The sequence below is a fragment of the Lysinibacillus sp. BS3 genome, assembly GCF_039614735.1.
Lineage (GTDB): Bacteria > Bacillota > Bacilli > Bacillales_A > Planococcaceae > Lysinibacillus > Lysinibacillus capsici.
In genome coordinates this window covers 128,880-141,983 of the sequence record NZ_CP154860.1, presented here as the reverse complement: position 1 = coordinate 141,983, position 13,104 = coordinate 128,880, and the positions used below count along the sequence as shown (strand labels likewise).

General features: G+C 36.0%; 15 protein-coding genes. 9 read left to right on the top strand and 6 right to left on the bottom strand.

All coding sequences use genetic code 11. The features are described from left to right. Nucleotides 1–41 precede the first annotated feature (41 nt). Together AAJG31_RS00750 and AAJG31_RS00745 are read left to right on the top strand one after the other, a co-directional pair. Nucleotides 42–566, top strand: coding sequence for a hypothetical protein (locus AAJG31_RS00750; protein ID WP_103118271.1), 525 nt, complete (start codon nucleotides 42–44; stop codon nucleotides 564–566). A 294-nt stretch (nucleotides 567–860) separates the two neighbouring features. Beyond that, a complete protein-coding gene (locus AAJG31_RS00745) occupies nucleotides 861–1,595 on the top strand; it encodes a class I SAM-dependent methyltransferase (protein ID WP_103118272.1) in 735 nt (244 codons plus the stop codon). Nucleotides 1,596–2,977: 1,382 nt separating this feature from the next. Here the strand turns inward: AAJG31_RS00745 and AAJG31_RS00740 are convergent. After that, the gene (locus AAJG31_RS00740) at nucleotides 2,978–3,412 is read right to left on the bottom strand and encodes a hypothetical protein (RefSeq protein ID WP_279495217.1); all 435 of its coding nucleotides are present in this window, start codon (nucleotides 3,410–3,412) and stop codon (nucleotides 2,978–2,980) included. Between the two features lie 134 nt (nucleotides 3,413–3,546). Here AAJG31_RS00740 and AAJG31_RS00735 point away from each other — a divergent pair, with 134 nt between their 5' ends. Beyond that, complete coding sequence (locus tag AAJG31_RS00735) at nucleotides 3,547–4,461, top strand: class I SAM-dependent methyltransferase (RefSeq protein ID WP_269898306.1); 915 nt, start codon at nucleotides 3,547–3,549, stop codon at nucleotides 4,459–4,461. 161 nt (nucleotides 4,462–4,622) lie between these two features. On the opposite strand, the gene AAJG31_RS00730 is transcribed toward AAJG31_RS00735, so the two are convergent. Then, nucleotides 4,623–5,006 carry a VOC family protein gene (locus AAJG31_RS00730; protein ID WP_054550489.1) on the bottom strand — a complete coding sequence of 128 codons (384 nt, stop codon included), beginning with the start codon at nucleotides 5,004–5,006 and terminating at the stop codon, nucleotides 4,623–4,625. A gap of 142 nt (nucleotides 5,007–5,148) precedes the next feature. Here AAJG31_RS00730 and AAJG31_RS00725 point away from each other — a divergent pair, with 142 nt between their 5' ends. Next, on the top strand, nucleotides 5,149–6,342 hold the full coding sequence (locus AAJG31_RS00725) for a Ger(x)C family spore germination protein (protein WP_054550372.1): 1,194 nt from the start codon (nucleotides 5,149–5,151) through the stop codon (nucleotides 6,340–6,342). Nucleotides 6,343–6,389: 47 nt separating this feature from the next. On the opposite strand, the gene AAJG31_RS00720 is transcribed toward AAJG31_RS00725, so the two are convergent. After that, nucleotides 6,390–7,145 carry a class I SAM-dependent methyltransferase gene (locus AAJG31_RS00720; RefSeq protein WP_279495218.1) on the bottom strand — a complete coding sequence of 252 codons (756 nt, stop codon included), beginning with the start codon at nucleotides 7,143–7,145 and terminating at the stop codon, nucleotides 6,390–6,392. A gap of 267 nt (nucleotides 7,146–7,412) precedes the next feature. Between AAJG31_RS00720 and AAJG31_RS00715 the strand changes: the two genes are divergently transcribed. From AAJG31_RS00715 to AAJG31_RS00705, 3 genes are all read left to right on the top strand, one after another. Then, nucleotides 7,413–8,279, top strand: a complete 867-nt coding sequence (locus tag AAJG31_RS00715; RefSeq protein WP_054550374.1) for an effector binding domain-containing protein — start codon at nucleotides 7,413–7,415, stop codon at nucleotides 8,277–8,279. 16 nt (nucleotides 8,280–8,295) lie between these two features. Then, complete coding sequence (locus AAJG31_RS00710) at nucleotides 8,296–8,871, top strand: GNAT family protein (RefSeq protein WP_048392543.1); 576 nt, start codon at nucleotides 8,296–8,298, stop codon at nucleotides 8,869–8,871. Between the two features lie 143 nt (nucleotides 8,872–9,014). Continuing rightward, nucleotides 9,015–9,437, top strand: a complete 423-nt coding sequence (locus AAJG31_RS00705; RefSeq protein ID WP_279495219.1) for a hypothetical protein — start codon at nucleotides 9,015–9,017, stop codon at nucleotides 9,435–9,437. An 81-nt stretch (nucleotides 9,438–9,518) separates the two neighbouring features. On the opposite strand, the gene AAJG31_RS00700 is transcribed toward AAJG31_RS00705, so the two are convergent. After that, nucleotides 9,519–10,361: an alpha/beta hydrolase gene (locus tag AAJG31_RS00700; protein ID WP_279495220.1), complete on the bottom strand. Its 843-nt coding sequence runs from the start codon at nucleotides 10,359–10,361 to the stop codon at nucleotides 9,519–9,521. 185 nt (nucleotides 10,362–10,546) lie between these two features. Here AAJG31_RS00700 and AAJG31_RS00695 point away from each other — a divergent pair, with 185 nt between their 5' ends. Together AAJG31_RS00695 and AAJG31_RS00690 are read left to right on the top strand one after the other, a co-directional pair. Then, entirely contained in the window at nucleotides 10,547–10,990 is a 444-nt protein-coding gene (locus AAJG31_RS00695; protein ID WP_054550378.1) for an SMI1/KNR4 family protein, read from the top strand. Nucleotides 10,991–11,020: 30 nt separating this feature from the next. Next, complete coding sequence (locus AAJG31_RS00690) at nucleotides 11,021–11,506, top strand: tetratricopeptide repeat protein (protein ID WP_279495221.1); 486 nt, start codon at nucleotides 11,021–11,023, stop codon at nucleotides 11,504–11,506. 36 nt (nucleotides 11,507–11,542) lie between these two features. On the opposite strand, the gene AAJG31_RS00685 is transcribed toward AAJG31_RS00690, so the two are convergent. After that, nucleotides 11,543–11,758 (bottom strand): DUF3955 domain-containing protein, encoded by a 216-nt coding sequence (locus AAJG31_RS00685; protein ID WP_244205579.1) that lies wholly within the window; start codon nucleotides 11,756–11,758, stop codon nucleotides 11,543–11,545. 290 nt (nucleotides 11,759–12,048) lie between these two features. Then, a complete protein-coding gene (locus AAJG31_RS00680; RefSeq protein WP_269898298.1) occupies nucleotides 12,049–13,092 on the bottom strand; it encodes a phosphotransferase family protein in 1,044 nt (347 codons plus the stop codon). Between the last annotated feature and the right edge of the window lie 12 nt (nucleotides 13,093–13,104).

Below are 13,104 nucleotides of genomic sequence, written 5' to 3'. Positions count from 1 at the left end.
AATATAATATTTATATTGAGAGCATAAAGGAGGGTTAGAGAATGTTCGGTAAACATACATGTCAGAACTGTTGTCCAAATGAAATGAAATATTTTCCAAAAATTGTTGCACTTCCTGGTCCTGTTGTTCCTGTCCCTTCACCAGATCGAAGTGTTTTAGCGTACGGATCCCTTAGAGGAGATACATTGGGCCCTTTATCACCTGATCCAACACCCGTCACTTTCCAAGTGGTTGGTGCGCTATCAAATGTTACGGTTAGCCCATCTGGGAATGAATTGGTCGTTCAAAATGACGGTGTCTATCAAATCACCATTTCGATTAATGCGCAAGCAACAGCAGCCCCTGATCCTGATCAACCATTTTTCACAGTTAGCATTACCGTCAATGGTCAACCGATTTTTCTAAACGGCATTGCAGTCTTTAATGTTGTCAATAGAAGTAGCTCGGCCTATGTGGTCCAAGCTACATTAGCCGCAGGGGATTTGGTGGGAGCCAGTGCAGCTTCAGATTCCTTCGTCGCTAGTTATGCTAACCGCTCCTTAACGATTGTTCAATTGAGTGGTTAGATTAAAAGTATATAAAGGACATTAGCTCTCATCTCTAAATTTTAGAGATGGGATCTTTTTGATTTGACGAGGAGTGTATTCAGCTTCCTCTAATACTTATTATTTATTTCTTACTCATAATCAAGTGACGCCAAGTCTGTTCTTCTCCTATTTTTTAGGTACGCCTGAATGATCATGTGTTATAGTAAAAAAAATAGTTACATGAGGTGGAACAATGGTTAGAAGAAGATAGCTAGCCTCCTAGGTTGTCAGTAGATTTAGGGGGCGAACTTAATTGATAGGAGTGTTCTATACATGAAACAAAATAAATATGATGAAATCAATTTCTTTTCCGAATATGAAAAAATGCCACGTTCTGTTCAAGGACTAGACGCGGCAGGTGAATGGCACGTATTAAAAGCACTTCTTCCAGATTTCCAGGATAAGACCGTACTTGATCTAGGTTGTGGCTTCGGCTGGCATTGTCGCTATGCCCGTGAACAACAGGCAAAATCAGTAATTGGTGTGGATTTATCAGAAAAAATGCTGCAAAAAGCGCAGGAAAAAACGAATGATCCTTTTATTACCTATTTAAAGATGCCGATCGAAGATATCCATTTCTCCGCTTCTCAATTTGATGTAGTAATTAGTTCATTAGCGATTCACTATGTACAATCCTTCGAAGCACTTTGTAAGAAGGTTTATGCTTATCTAAAACCTAATGGTTCATTTGTCTTTTCTGTAGAGCATCCTATATACACATCACGCAATGAACAAGATTGGGTCTACGATGAGAATGGCAACCGCCTGCATTGGGCAGTTGATCATTATCAGACAGAAGGCATTCGAGAAACGACCTTCCTTACCGAAAATGTTATTAAATACCATCGCACACTGTCTACTTATATGAATGTCTTAATACAAGCTGGATTTACGATAAGTGCGGTGAAGGAACCTATGCCTTCAGAGGAAATGCTAAAAAATATTCCGGACATGCAAGATGAACTACGGAGACCTATGTTTTTAATCATTGTAGCTGAGAAAAAATAATCACTGTGTGCTTAGGCAATATGGATCGGGTATCGCTAAGTATACAGCTATATCGTATATAAACAAAAAACCAGATGCTCTCTTTTGGGGAGCACCTGGTTTTATTGTGAAAGTGAATCTTACTAACTTACTTAGTTTTGATTCGTTATAATACTACGACAACTTGAGGCGCTGAACAAGTTAAAATATTTTCCAATAGGATTTTAGGGGGAATTAATGCTTTTTCGAGAAAATAAATCATTCTATCAAATTTTAAGTCTTTCTTAGTTTCATTAAAATAAGAAATAATGAAATCTCATAAATGACTAACCATAGCTCATGACACAGGGTCATTTACCAATGACAGCCCCACTGTATAGGTGGTTGACTGTTTGCTATTTTCACATAATTTAAAGTATGTTTCTACAAACTGAAATTGATAACAATGCTCTCCCTGCTCTAACTGAAAAATTTCTGCTGAAAGCGTGAAATCCACTTCATCATTCTCGCATGGTGATGGGAAAGCAATACAAGCAAGACATGCGCTGTTACAACCATACAGGTCTCTATGGTTTTAACTATGATAGGTGAAGCTACTAATTTTTCGTGCTATTCATAAAATATGTTGAAGAAACACGTCTGTAAAGGAACATTAAACAAAAAGACCAGTCACTCTTTTAAAGAGAACTGGCCATTTTGCGTTTAGGTTGAAGACTATGAAATATCTTCATTCACAGATTAACATATTATACTGAACAATATCTGAACAACCATACAAAAAAGACTAGACTCTCACATGATGATGTAAGCTCTAGTCTTTTAAGTGAAAGTGAATCTTACTAAATCTTGTCTAGCTTTAGATTCAAATTACAATACGAATGAACAGGCTAAAGGTTTCATAAATTCTTTATTTTTTCGTTAAATTATAGGACTACCACCACAAAAAGACCAGGAAACACGAAAAAATGTGAATCCTGGCCCTTTTGTGAAAAGTGAATGTTACTAGTTTGCTTTAGTTCTTTGTATTCTACTGATGAGTTAGACGGCTGATGTTTTAAAAAGTTACACATTCTTAAAAATTTTTTACTCTACTAATTAAATGGCAAATCAAACACGCCGTCAGCTCCATCTATAGCACACGCTCCTCTGACTTATATCGGTCTTTTTCCAGTAAAGATATTTGTCCTTCAGCAGCTACTCTACCTTTAGCCCAAAGCCGTGACACTCCAGTTAAATTGTTGTGTGCCTTTATTTTTCACCTCATATCAGATACCGAGTTCTTCATCAGAATGGTCACTATAAAAGGAAGTGTGAAATTCACCATTCCCAGTTGGTTCATCTACATAATTCACAGGGAAGATCTATGCTGTATCCCTACTTATTTAGCTTGTGTTGGATACTAACTAATTCTGTGAATCTTCCGTTGCTTTTTCTAAAAGACTAAAAAAAGCGTGATCTTTTATCAGTTCAAAGCTTTCATTTGTGTTAAGGAGAACCAATATTTTATTTTTAGAATCAATGAACATCGGGTAGCTTGTATTGAGTGAAATTGTCATTCGGTAATCGTAATCAATAGTTTTTATGGCTGTTTTTTTGAATGTTGCCTGTTGAAAAGACTGTATCAATTCTTGCTGTGTTTCTTTTGATATTTTCATTTCAGAAAAGATATCTTCTGTATCTGTATCTATACGATGTAGCGTAACAGTGGAATTTTCCACATGAAAATTAGCATTTTCTAATAGATCAATAGCAGAATAGCTTTGATCTTTCCATGTAATGAGCATAACACTAACAATTACTGCTAAGAGTAAAGATAAGCCTATTTTAAATTTTTTCATATTACTCCTCTTTCTCAGTACCTAAAACTTGACAAAAAAATGTTTTTATGCTAAAATTTACATTTAAATAAATATTATATATAATAGGATTCTCCTGGCCAGGGGAATCCTATTTTTTGTTAAGGAGTGTTGGTATGAATCAACAGGAATCTAGTATCACTTCATTAGTGGCTGCCTTTAGTAGAGCCTACCATAGCCAATTTGATACACCGAAAATTTTTGATGATTATATAGCCAAGGAATTGATTTCACAAGAAGAATATCAAAATATCCAAGCTAATTTGATACAAGGCATTGCATTTTTTAATAAAGATATCGCTACAAAGTTTAAAGACAATTCAAAGGAATTAATAAAATGGATTACACAAGTTCAACTCTCACCGACTCCTTTGGCACGTGCTGCTTATTGTGAAAGGGTCTTGCATAGCGAAATACAGCTTGGTGTCGAGCAATATGTCATCTTAGGTGCTGGCTTTGATACTTTTCCGTATCGTCAGCAGCAAGGGCAAACCATGCTAGAAATTTTTGAGGTGGATTATCCCGCAACACAGGCATCCAAAATGAAAAGATTACAGGAAGCTTCTCTCCCCCTCTTGAATCATCTGCATTTTGTACCGATGGATTTTACAAAGCAATTTCAATCTCAATTATTTTCAGAGCAAGGCTTTCAATCTAAAAAAACATTTTTTAGTCTGTTAGGTGTGTCCTATTATTTAACAAAAGATGAATTAGCAAGTTTACTCAATCATCTATTTGCCTTAGTTCCATCAGGTAGTTCCATTGTTTTGGATTATGCTGATGAAACACTCTTCACGGAAAAAGGACTCTCCAATAGAGTAGAAAACATGGTCAAAATGGCCGCAGTTGGTGGTGAACCAATGAAATCATGCTATGCTTATGAGGACATGGAGAGGATGCTAGATCGATTAGGTTTGCTTATATATGAACATCTATCTCCTACAGCGATTCAAGAGCTGTATTTTCAAAATCGAACAGATTATTTATGTGCTTTTGAAACTATACATTATATGCATATTGTTAAAAAATAGGTCCATCCCATTTAATTTTATAAAATTCTAAATTTTCTTTTTATTACCCAGGCAATTAACTATTTCAATATAGAGAATTAGTATACTATAGTAGTGTAAAGCTAATTAGCCTTACACCTCCTAGATTTGTTACTAGGGTCACTGTTAACGCAGTGACCCGCTTATAATGATTGACAAACACCTAAAGGATTCCCATCAGGGTCATAGAAGGTAAAAAATTTGGTGTCCCCTTCTCCTTCTAAAGCCTCGACTTGAACATGATGATCTACTAGAAATAAATAGGTCTCTTCAATATTTTGAGAGAGGAAGTTTACATATTTCCCCACACCAAAGTGATTGTCTGGAAAATGACATGGCTGATGCTCCTTAGCTTTTACTAAGCAAATGACCGTGGGGGATTGTTCAGTGATTTTCATAACTGCTGCGCCCTCTTCTATATATTGAAGCTTAAATCCGAGTATTTCCTCATACCATTTAGACGATAATTTAGGATCTTTTATTGGAATAAAAATGGCCTCTACACCTTTAAATAAGGATTGTTTCATTTTTCTTACCTCCATTTCACAGTTTGTTTTCTTCATTTTATTCTCCTTCAAAAAAATTCATTGAGATTTTCATTATTGATTATTTTACCTGTCTTTTGCTTATCCTTAATAGTATCGGAAATGTCTTCTTTTCCTAGAGGAGGTGTCCACCATTAAACACAAGGTATCATTCATCCTATTGCTGTCAGTACTTCTTTTACTAGGTGGATGCTGGAATAAGCGGGAGTTAAACGAACTAGCTATTGTTACGGCTGTTGGTGTGGATAAATCGGACGAGCAATTCGAAATTTCTGTTCAGATTGTTAATCCAAGTCAAGTGGCTTCGAACAAAGCATCTGGCATTCAGGTCCCTGTTTTTACCTACCATGCAAAAGGTAAATCATTATTTGATGCCATTCGAAAATTAACAGCGCTAACACCTAGAAAGCCTTATTATGCGCATGCCCAAATTATTATTATTGGTGAAGAAATGGCTGAGGAAGGTATGAATAGCATTTTAGATTTATTTCAAAGAGACCCAGAAGGACGAAGTGATTTTAACTTTATTGTTTCTCATGATTCGACTGCACAAGAAATATTAAGTGTTTTAACCCCTTTAGAGGATGTGCCTGCTAGCAAAATGTTTAAATCATTAAAGGTTTCTGAAGCAGTATGGGGGACAACAGAATCTGTTATTCTTGATGATTTAATCCAATCTTTAGGCAGTATTGATCATAGTGCCGTCTTACCCTCTATTCATATACACGGTGATGCGGATGCTGGAGATTTTAGCTCAAATATAGAAAAAATTGATAGCCCTGCACAATTAAAATATGGTGGACTGGCTATTTTTAAAAATTATAAGCTCATCGGCTATTTAACAGAACAAGAAAGCAGAGACTATAATTTTTTAAATAATAATATAAAAAGTACATTTGAAATTATTGCTTGTCCTGAAGAAGGGAAAATCTCAACAGAAATTATTAATTCTTCTACTAAAGTGACAGGTCATTTTCAAAATGATATACCTTCGATTTCCATCAAACTTGATATTGAGCAAAACGTTGCAGAGGTAAGTTGTTCTTTAGATTTAACAAAATCAAAAACCATCGATGCTTTAAATAAAGAAACGAGCAGACAAATCAAGGAACGATTAGAACGTACACTTCAAACAATTCAACAAACCTATCAAGCCGATTTATTAAAATTTAGTAATGTACTACACCGAGAGGACTATCGAGCATGGAATCGAATTAAAAAGAACTGGCAAACCCTCTACCCTAATCTTGAAGTTCAAATTGAAGTCGATGTGCATACAAAAGGAGTAGGAACTGCAACAAAATTAAAGCTTGACTAATTCGTAAAAATGACCAGTACTCTTTTAAGGAGTACTGGTCATTTTAATTAACGTACCGCTTCAAACGTTATGAGTGACGTTTCTTCAGTTGGTTGTTGAAGGAACTTATAATTCGCAGAACAAGTTATTGCAGAAAAGCCAATACTTTGTAATAGAAGCTTAAATTCTTCAATCCCATACCAGCGTAATAAAAACTTTTGTAGTTCCGTATCACTTAATGTGCCTTGTTGCCACTTCTCATATTTTAAAACCATCAGCGTATATTGCTCCACCCAATTCATGGCAATCGATTTTCTTTCAAGGGCAATTCCTTCATCTTGTGAAATTTGATGGTAAGATGTCGTAATTTCTCCTGTTTTCCAGTCTGTAGGAAGTAATAAATCTACGAGGAGTCTCCCACCAGGGACAAGGTGCTGATACATAGAGGTTAAAGCTGATAGTGCTTCTTGATGATTTTCAATTAAACAAAATGAGCCTGTAGGCATAACAATGGCTTCGTATTGTTGCCCTAAGGTGAATTGGCAAACATTCCCTTCATACAGCACTGGCGTCAATCCTCGTTCTTGGCATCTTTTTCGACAGGATGCTAGCATTTCAGGGGAATGATCAATTCCCTCTATATCAAAGCCTTTTTCCATAAAAGGAATATAGAAACGTCCAGAACCAACCCCTGCTTCTAGAATCTTCCCCTTTACACCTTGCAGTCGTTCTAGATAATATTCAATATCTCCATCAAGCGAGTATCCAACTGGTTTCGTAAAATCATAAAGTGCTGTGCTTAACGGTCCGTAATTTTTGTACATATATTCTCCTCCGATTGTTTGCGGAAGAAATCAACTAATCTATTTATTCTCCCGCACCTTAATTATATTCAATGGGAAAACAGAGCTGACTATCATCATCTATCACTCACTTTCTTGTAAATTTAGTTAAATTATACATTTAATTGTTGTTTTAATCAATGTTTCTATTGATTTCCTATACATTACAATTTAATGTACAAATTAGCACAAATTATCAAAAAACCCTTCCCATTAAACGGTACCATTGAGTTAAGAAAGGATGATGGTATGGATTATTTTGAAAGAATTCAAAACGCCATAGAGTTTATTGAGAAAAACCTACGTGAAAAGTTAACGATTACAGATATTTCTTCTCAGTCTTACTTTTCAGCATTTCATTTCCAACGACTTTTCCAAGCCATTACAGGTTTTTCTGTGCAGCAGTATATTCGCAACAGGAGGCTTTCTGAAGCAGCTTCCTTATTAGCAACAACAACGCAGAATATACTTGAGATTGCAATCAACTTTCAATATGGTTCTCAGGAGGCATTTACACGGGCATTTGTTCAGTATTTTGGTGTCACACCTGCTAAATACCGAAAAGGAGCCAACTCCATACCATTTCAAACCAAAATAAACTTTTTGGATTATAAACTGGAAGGAGAACTCCCTATGCAGCGACCGGAAATACTTCACTTATCTAAAAAACGTATTACAGGCTATGAATACAAAACGTCCTTACAAGACGAACAATACTATGCAGAAATCCCTGGCTTTTATTTGGATTTTGGTCAGCAGCAATATTATGAACGAATCTCCCATAAGGTAGCCCCTAATATGGCGTATGGCATTTCTACAAACTTTCAGGAGGATGGCCGGTTTTCTTTTATTGTAGGAGAGGAAGTCGAAATCTTTGAGGAGCAATTAGAGAAAGGCTTCACCCACCTTGAAATTCCTGCTGGTAAATATGCGGAGTTTACATTGAATGGTACTGCGGAAGGAATTCAAAATACAAGACGTTTCATTTACGGCGTATGGTTACCAAATTCTAATTATGAGCGCGATACGGGTCCTGATTTTGAAATAACGGATGTCATTCAATCGATCTACCCTCATGAGATGAAAATGAAAATCTACATTCCCATTAAAGAATAATAAAGGAGCAAGGTCGATGATTATTGAGAAAGTATTTAAGCAGTTCCCTACCCTACATTCAGCTAATTTACAATTTAAAAAAATTGAAGACTCACATATACAAGAGCTATTTGCTATTTATGATAATGACAAGGTATTTGAGTATTGTGGCATCATCCCAAAACATAACCTTCAAACTGTTCAAAAAATGATTGGCCATTTTGAACGTGATTATACGAAGAAAAGCAGGATTAAATGGGGGATCTTCGAAATATCACAGCGTGAAAAACTAGTAGGGATTATCGAAGCGATGGACTTTAATCAAAAAGTAGATATGGTAACAATCGGTTACTATTTAGCTGAAGCATCCTGGGGAAAAGGCATTGCATCAGAGGCAGTTGCAACAATCGTAAAATTTTTATTGGAAGAGGTAAATGTTAATCGAATACAGGCAGAAGTCATGCCTTTAAATGAACCCTCGAAAAAGGTTCTGTTAAAAAATGGATTTTTAAAAGAAGGTCTTCTGAGACAAGCTTCATTATGGTCTGGTAAGGGTGTTGTTGATTTAGAGATATATGGCTTATTGAAAGGCGATTACAACTTGAAAGACTAAACTCTACTAATGAGTTTAGTCTTTTTCTTATATTGTACAGATAAATGGACATTTTACCATCTCCTAAAGGGCTCTTTAACATAGACTAGAAATAGATGGCTCATGCTAGCATGACATTGTAATCATAAAGGAGCGTTTTAGAAATGGATGGAAACAGATATTTAACACGAATGAATTGGGAATTTAACAATTATCATAAATTTTCTAAATGCTATTGTGACTCAAAGAATGTTTACTTTGGTCACTCTCCCAGCGTAGATCATCCTATTATTGAGGAAGATTCTTATAAAATAAAATATTATAATAGTCCCCAATTTGAAAAAAAATATCAGAAACAAAATCAAATTGAAAAGCATTGTAAAAGCTGTATTTGTAGTCACTTAGAATGTTTTGAACCAGGGACTTTAGTAGATGTATACCTTTCAGATGGCAGCCAATTTCTAGGAATATACTTTATTTATCTTATTCCGCAAAGCTGTTGCGGGTACTTCCTTCAAATCGATGATATGGCACGGCCTGTCATTATGGACTGTCAAAACATTGATGCGATACGTAAAACTTGTTGAGGTAGTTGATACTTTGGCTTTTCTCTTTTTATTATTAAAATAGGCTGGTTAATTGCTATACAAGCATAACCAGCCATTCGACTACCCCTCGTTTATCCATTGAATTAGTTGTTCATTAAAAAATACAGGCTCTTCAAACATAGGATTATGACCACTTTTTTCAAAAATGACTTTCTTTACATAGGGAATATGATCTACTGCATCCCATAATGAAATAGGGGCTACTAAATAATCATACCTGCCTAGACCTAAAAAAATTGGCTTGTTAACTTGTAGCATTTGTTGTAAAAGGTTCTGCTCCGCAAAAGCTACTCCCCATAGATAATCAATAATTTCCATATTCGGATGAACGTTATCCCACATAGAGGTAGCATTGAACATAAAATCATAAAAACTATGCGCCCCCATACGAATACACATATGAACAAAGCGTCGTTCAGGCTCCTTCTTTAGATCCTGTTCCAATAAGGCTATTTCGTGCGCAAATTGATGTTTACGCTCCATACTTGCATGTGCCTCAAAATAAGACAAGCTTTGTTGCTGTCTTTCTTGACTATTCGATATTGCTGTATTTAAGAGTACGAGTTTTTGAACATGCTGGGGATAAGCTGTGGCATACGCCATTGCCATAAATGCATGTCCTGAATGTCCTAACACTATTAAAGTATCTAGCTGTAGGATTTGTCTCGCATACTCCATATCCTTCACTATTTTGTTTAATGTGTAATCTTCTTGCGTAAATGCTTGAGCTGGCTTACCAAAACCTCGATGATCTAAAAAAATCACCTGGAAATGTTGATAAAAGTCTTCTGAGAACAGACGTGGATAATAAACACTACTCCCCACCACTAAAATTGGTTGGCCTTGCCCCTTTATACAATAGTTTAATTCAAATCCATCACACATAAGTTTTTGATATGTCATTTTCTTAATCCTCTTTTCTATTTTTGTATCATCACTCCCTTCCCTCTTGGTTTTCCCGTGTTTTTTCCATTGAACGCTCTAGCATTCTATCACCCCAGTAGATGTTATTATTTACAATAACAATATCATTTCCTCAGATTCCTAGCAATGAAGGATCGTGTATACTGAATAAAAGGAGAATGTCTATGAAGGAAGATCTAATAAAGCGTTTGCGGTTATTTTTATTTAATGAGAAGCATCAAACGTTAGTGGGTAAACCTGCAAGTCAAAGGGAAATAATAGAGGCACAGCAACAACTTCATGTACAATTTCACAGCGACTACGTAGCGTTCATTGAAACGTTTGGTGGGGCATATGCAGGTATAGCAATCCATGCTTTTTCTAACGGCTCAAGTCTAGGAAACGAAACCGTTGTCGATTTAACACTGGATTTCCGTCAACAATATAAAGAGTTCCTATCTCCAAATGTTTTAGAAACGAGCTATGTTATTTCAATGGATGGTGGAGGTAATCCCATTTTCATCGATCCATCAGGCCATGTTTTTATTTGCGATCATGATTGTGGAGAAATTAAGCGAATAGCTGATTCATTTGAGTTGCTGATAGAAGATTGTTTTTATGAATGGTAAGTTACTTAAGTAAAGAAGAGGTTAAATATAATGGACAAACAATTAGAACACATACTTACATTAAGAAAAAACGGACAGCTTGAGGAAGCAAATCAATGTATGGTGGCACTGGTCAAGGAACATCCTCAAAATGCTTATTATCAATTTCAATGTGCTTGGACATTTGATTCTTTAGGGCAGGAAAAAGAGGCTGTTCCGCACTACGAAGAAGCGATAAAGTTGGGGCTAGAGCCAGAAGTTTTAGTGGATGCCTATCTTGGTTTAGGGAGCACCTATCGGACTATAGGACAATACGAGCAAGCAAAACGGATCTTTGAACAAGCCATTCACGAGTTCCCGAAGGCGGAGCATATCAAGGTCTTCTATGCCATGACACTTTATAATCTTGGCGAACATGCAAAATCAATGGAAACATTATTGAACACGATATTACGCACAGCCAATCATCAAGGCATTCAAGATTATAAAAAAGCTATTCACTACTACAGTGATAAGCTAGATCAAACATGGTTATAAAAAACAGGCCCTATTTAGAGCCTGTTTTTAGCATTATTATATGGAAGTTTGCTTTTTGAATGTAGAAGATAACGCCACAATCAAGAATGTAAGTATACCGCTAAAGAAAAATAAATAGCTCAATGGAATTAAAAAGAAGTTTTTCTCCACTATCGTACCATCTGCTAGTATCTCATCTCCTATAAGGCCTTTTATAAATAAACATACGATCCCCATGATCATCGGAATTGTGGCAAGTAAATATTTCCCCATTATTTCTTCCTCCATTTGTTAAATCCCTGTTGTAATTGATGATAGCGTTATTTTTATTGCAAGCCAATTATTTTTTATCGAAAAACAATAAATCGTTATTGATTAACACTCCCACCTAAAAGAACAAACGTTCCCTCCTCTTTTAATTTCTTGTACGTGATTTATTATGTTTTTTGAGTAAATTTTGTGCGAGTTAGTATAAATAATTATATAAATTAATGTCGGATAATCTGTTATAATGGGCTATAAAAAACAGCTACTTTATTAAAAGTAACCGTTTTTCCATAAAATCATATTGATTGAGAAGCTTGTTGTATGAGGGCAGCGACCATTTTATCCATCTGAGCAAAGCGATCATCCTGCGTTTGTCCTTGAACATAGCGATAATAGATTTGCTGACAAATAACGGCTAATTTAAAATAAGCAAATGTACAGTAATAATGAATAGCTGACACATCTCGCCCACTTTTCTCTGCATAACGATCAATAAATTGCTGTCGGGTATAAAAGCCTGGTAATACAGTTACTGGTGGTTCACCAAGTGCATATAATAGCATTTTCGGGTCATCCGCTTGCATCCAATAACTCATTGCTACACCAACATCAGCAAGTGGGTCCCCTACTGTTGCCATCTCCCAATCAAAAAGGCCAATTATTTCGGTATAGTCCTCAGAGAACATTGCATTATTCAATTTATAATCATAATGAATAATGGTTGCCTCATGATTGGACGGAAGATTGTTTTTTAACCACTCTGTTAACATCGCTACTTCTGCATGTTCTGCTGTTTTCGCATTTTCATAACGCTCAATCCAGCCATACACTTGTCTTTCAAGAAATCCGTCAGGCTTCACGATATCCTTTAACGGAGTGTCCTGATAAGGAATAGCATGTAATGCAACTAAAGAATCAACCATCAGTTCGGACAATTGACGTGCTAGCTCCTCTGTTGGTTCTGTGCCTTTTGGAAAATGTGTATCAAGGACGATTCCTTTTTTGCGCTCCATTAAAAAGAAATCACTACCGATAATGTCTCGATCCTCTACATAGACATATGGTTTTGGAACCGATGGTAAAAATGGATGCAGTGCCGATAAAATCGTAAATTCCCGCTTCATATCATGCGCTTTTTTGGCAACTGGTCCAAGCGGAGGACGACGTAGAACAGCTTCAAAATCAGCTATTTTTAAACAATACGTCAAATTGGAATGCCCTGCACTAAATTGTGCTATTTCAAGCTTCCCCTGTGGAAGCTCAGTGAAATAACTCTCTAAAAAGGCATGTAGTTTATCAACATCCAAACGTTCACTTGACCTTACTTGCATCGTATCCATTCTATTTCCCTC

What these genes read in the sequence shown, in the direction of transcription:
- AAJG31_RS00690 (WP_279495221.1), top strand. Translation starts at nt 11,021, where the DNA reads ATGGACAAACAATTAGAACACATACTTACATTAAGAAAAAACGGACAG.
- AAJG31_RS00735 (WP_269898306.1), top strand. Translation starts at nt 3,547, where the DNA reads ATGAATCAACAGGAATCTAGTATCACTTCATTAGTGGCTGCCTTTAGT.
- AAJG31_RS00730 (WP_054550489.1), bottom strand. Translation starts at nt 5,006, where the DNA reads ATGAAACAATCCTTATTTAAAGGTGTAGAGGCCATTTTTATTCCAATA.
- AAJG31_RS00750 (WP_103118271.1), top strand. Translation starts at nt 42, where the DNA reads ATGTTCGGTAAACATACATGTCAGAACTGTTGTCCAAATGAAATGAAA.
- AAJG31_RS00740 (WP_279495217.1), bottom strand. Translation starts at nt 3,412, where the DNA reads ATGAAAAAATTTAAAATAGGCTTATCTTTACTCTTAGCAGTAATTGTT.
- AAJG31_RS00680 (WP_269898298.1), bottom strand. Translation starts at nt 13,092, where the DNA reads ATGGATACGATGCAAGTAAGGTCAAGTGAACGTTTGGATGTTGATAAA.
- AAJG31_RS00685 (WP_244205579.1), bottom strand. Translation starts at nt 11,758, where the DNA reads ATGGGGAAATATTTACTTGCCACAATTCCGATGATCATGGGGATCGTA.
- AAJG31_RS00695 (WP_054550378.1), top strand. Translation starts at nt 10,547, where the DNA reads ATGAAGGAAGATCTAATAAAGCGTTTGCGGTTATTTTTATTTAATGAG.
- AAJG31_RS00710 (WP_048392543.1), top strand. Translation starts at nt 8,296, where the DNA reads ATGATTATTGAGAAAGTATTTAAGCAGTTCCCTACCCTACATTCAGCT.
- AAJG31_RS00705 (WP_279495219.1), top strand. Translation starts at nt 9,015, where the DNA reads ATGGATGGAAACAGATATTTAACACGAATGAATTGGGAATTTAACAAT.
- AAJG31_RS00700 (WP_279495220.1), bottom strand. Translation starts at nt 10,361, where the DNA reads ATGACATATCAAAAACTTATGTGTGATGGATTTGAATTAAACTATTGT.
- AAJG31_RS00715 (WP_054550374.1), top strand. Translation starts at nt 7,413, where the DNA reads ATGGATTATTTTGAAAGAATTCAAAACGCCATAGAGTTTATTGAGAAA.
- AAJG31_RS00720 (WP_279495218.1), bottom strand. Translation starts at nt 7,145, where the DNA reads ATGTACAAAAATTACGGACCGTTAAGCACAGCACTTTATGATTTTACG.
- AAJG31_RS00745 (WP_103118272.1), top strand. Translation starts at nt 861, where the DNA reads ATGAAACAAAATAAATATGATGAAATCAATTTCTTTTCCGAATATGAA.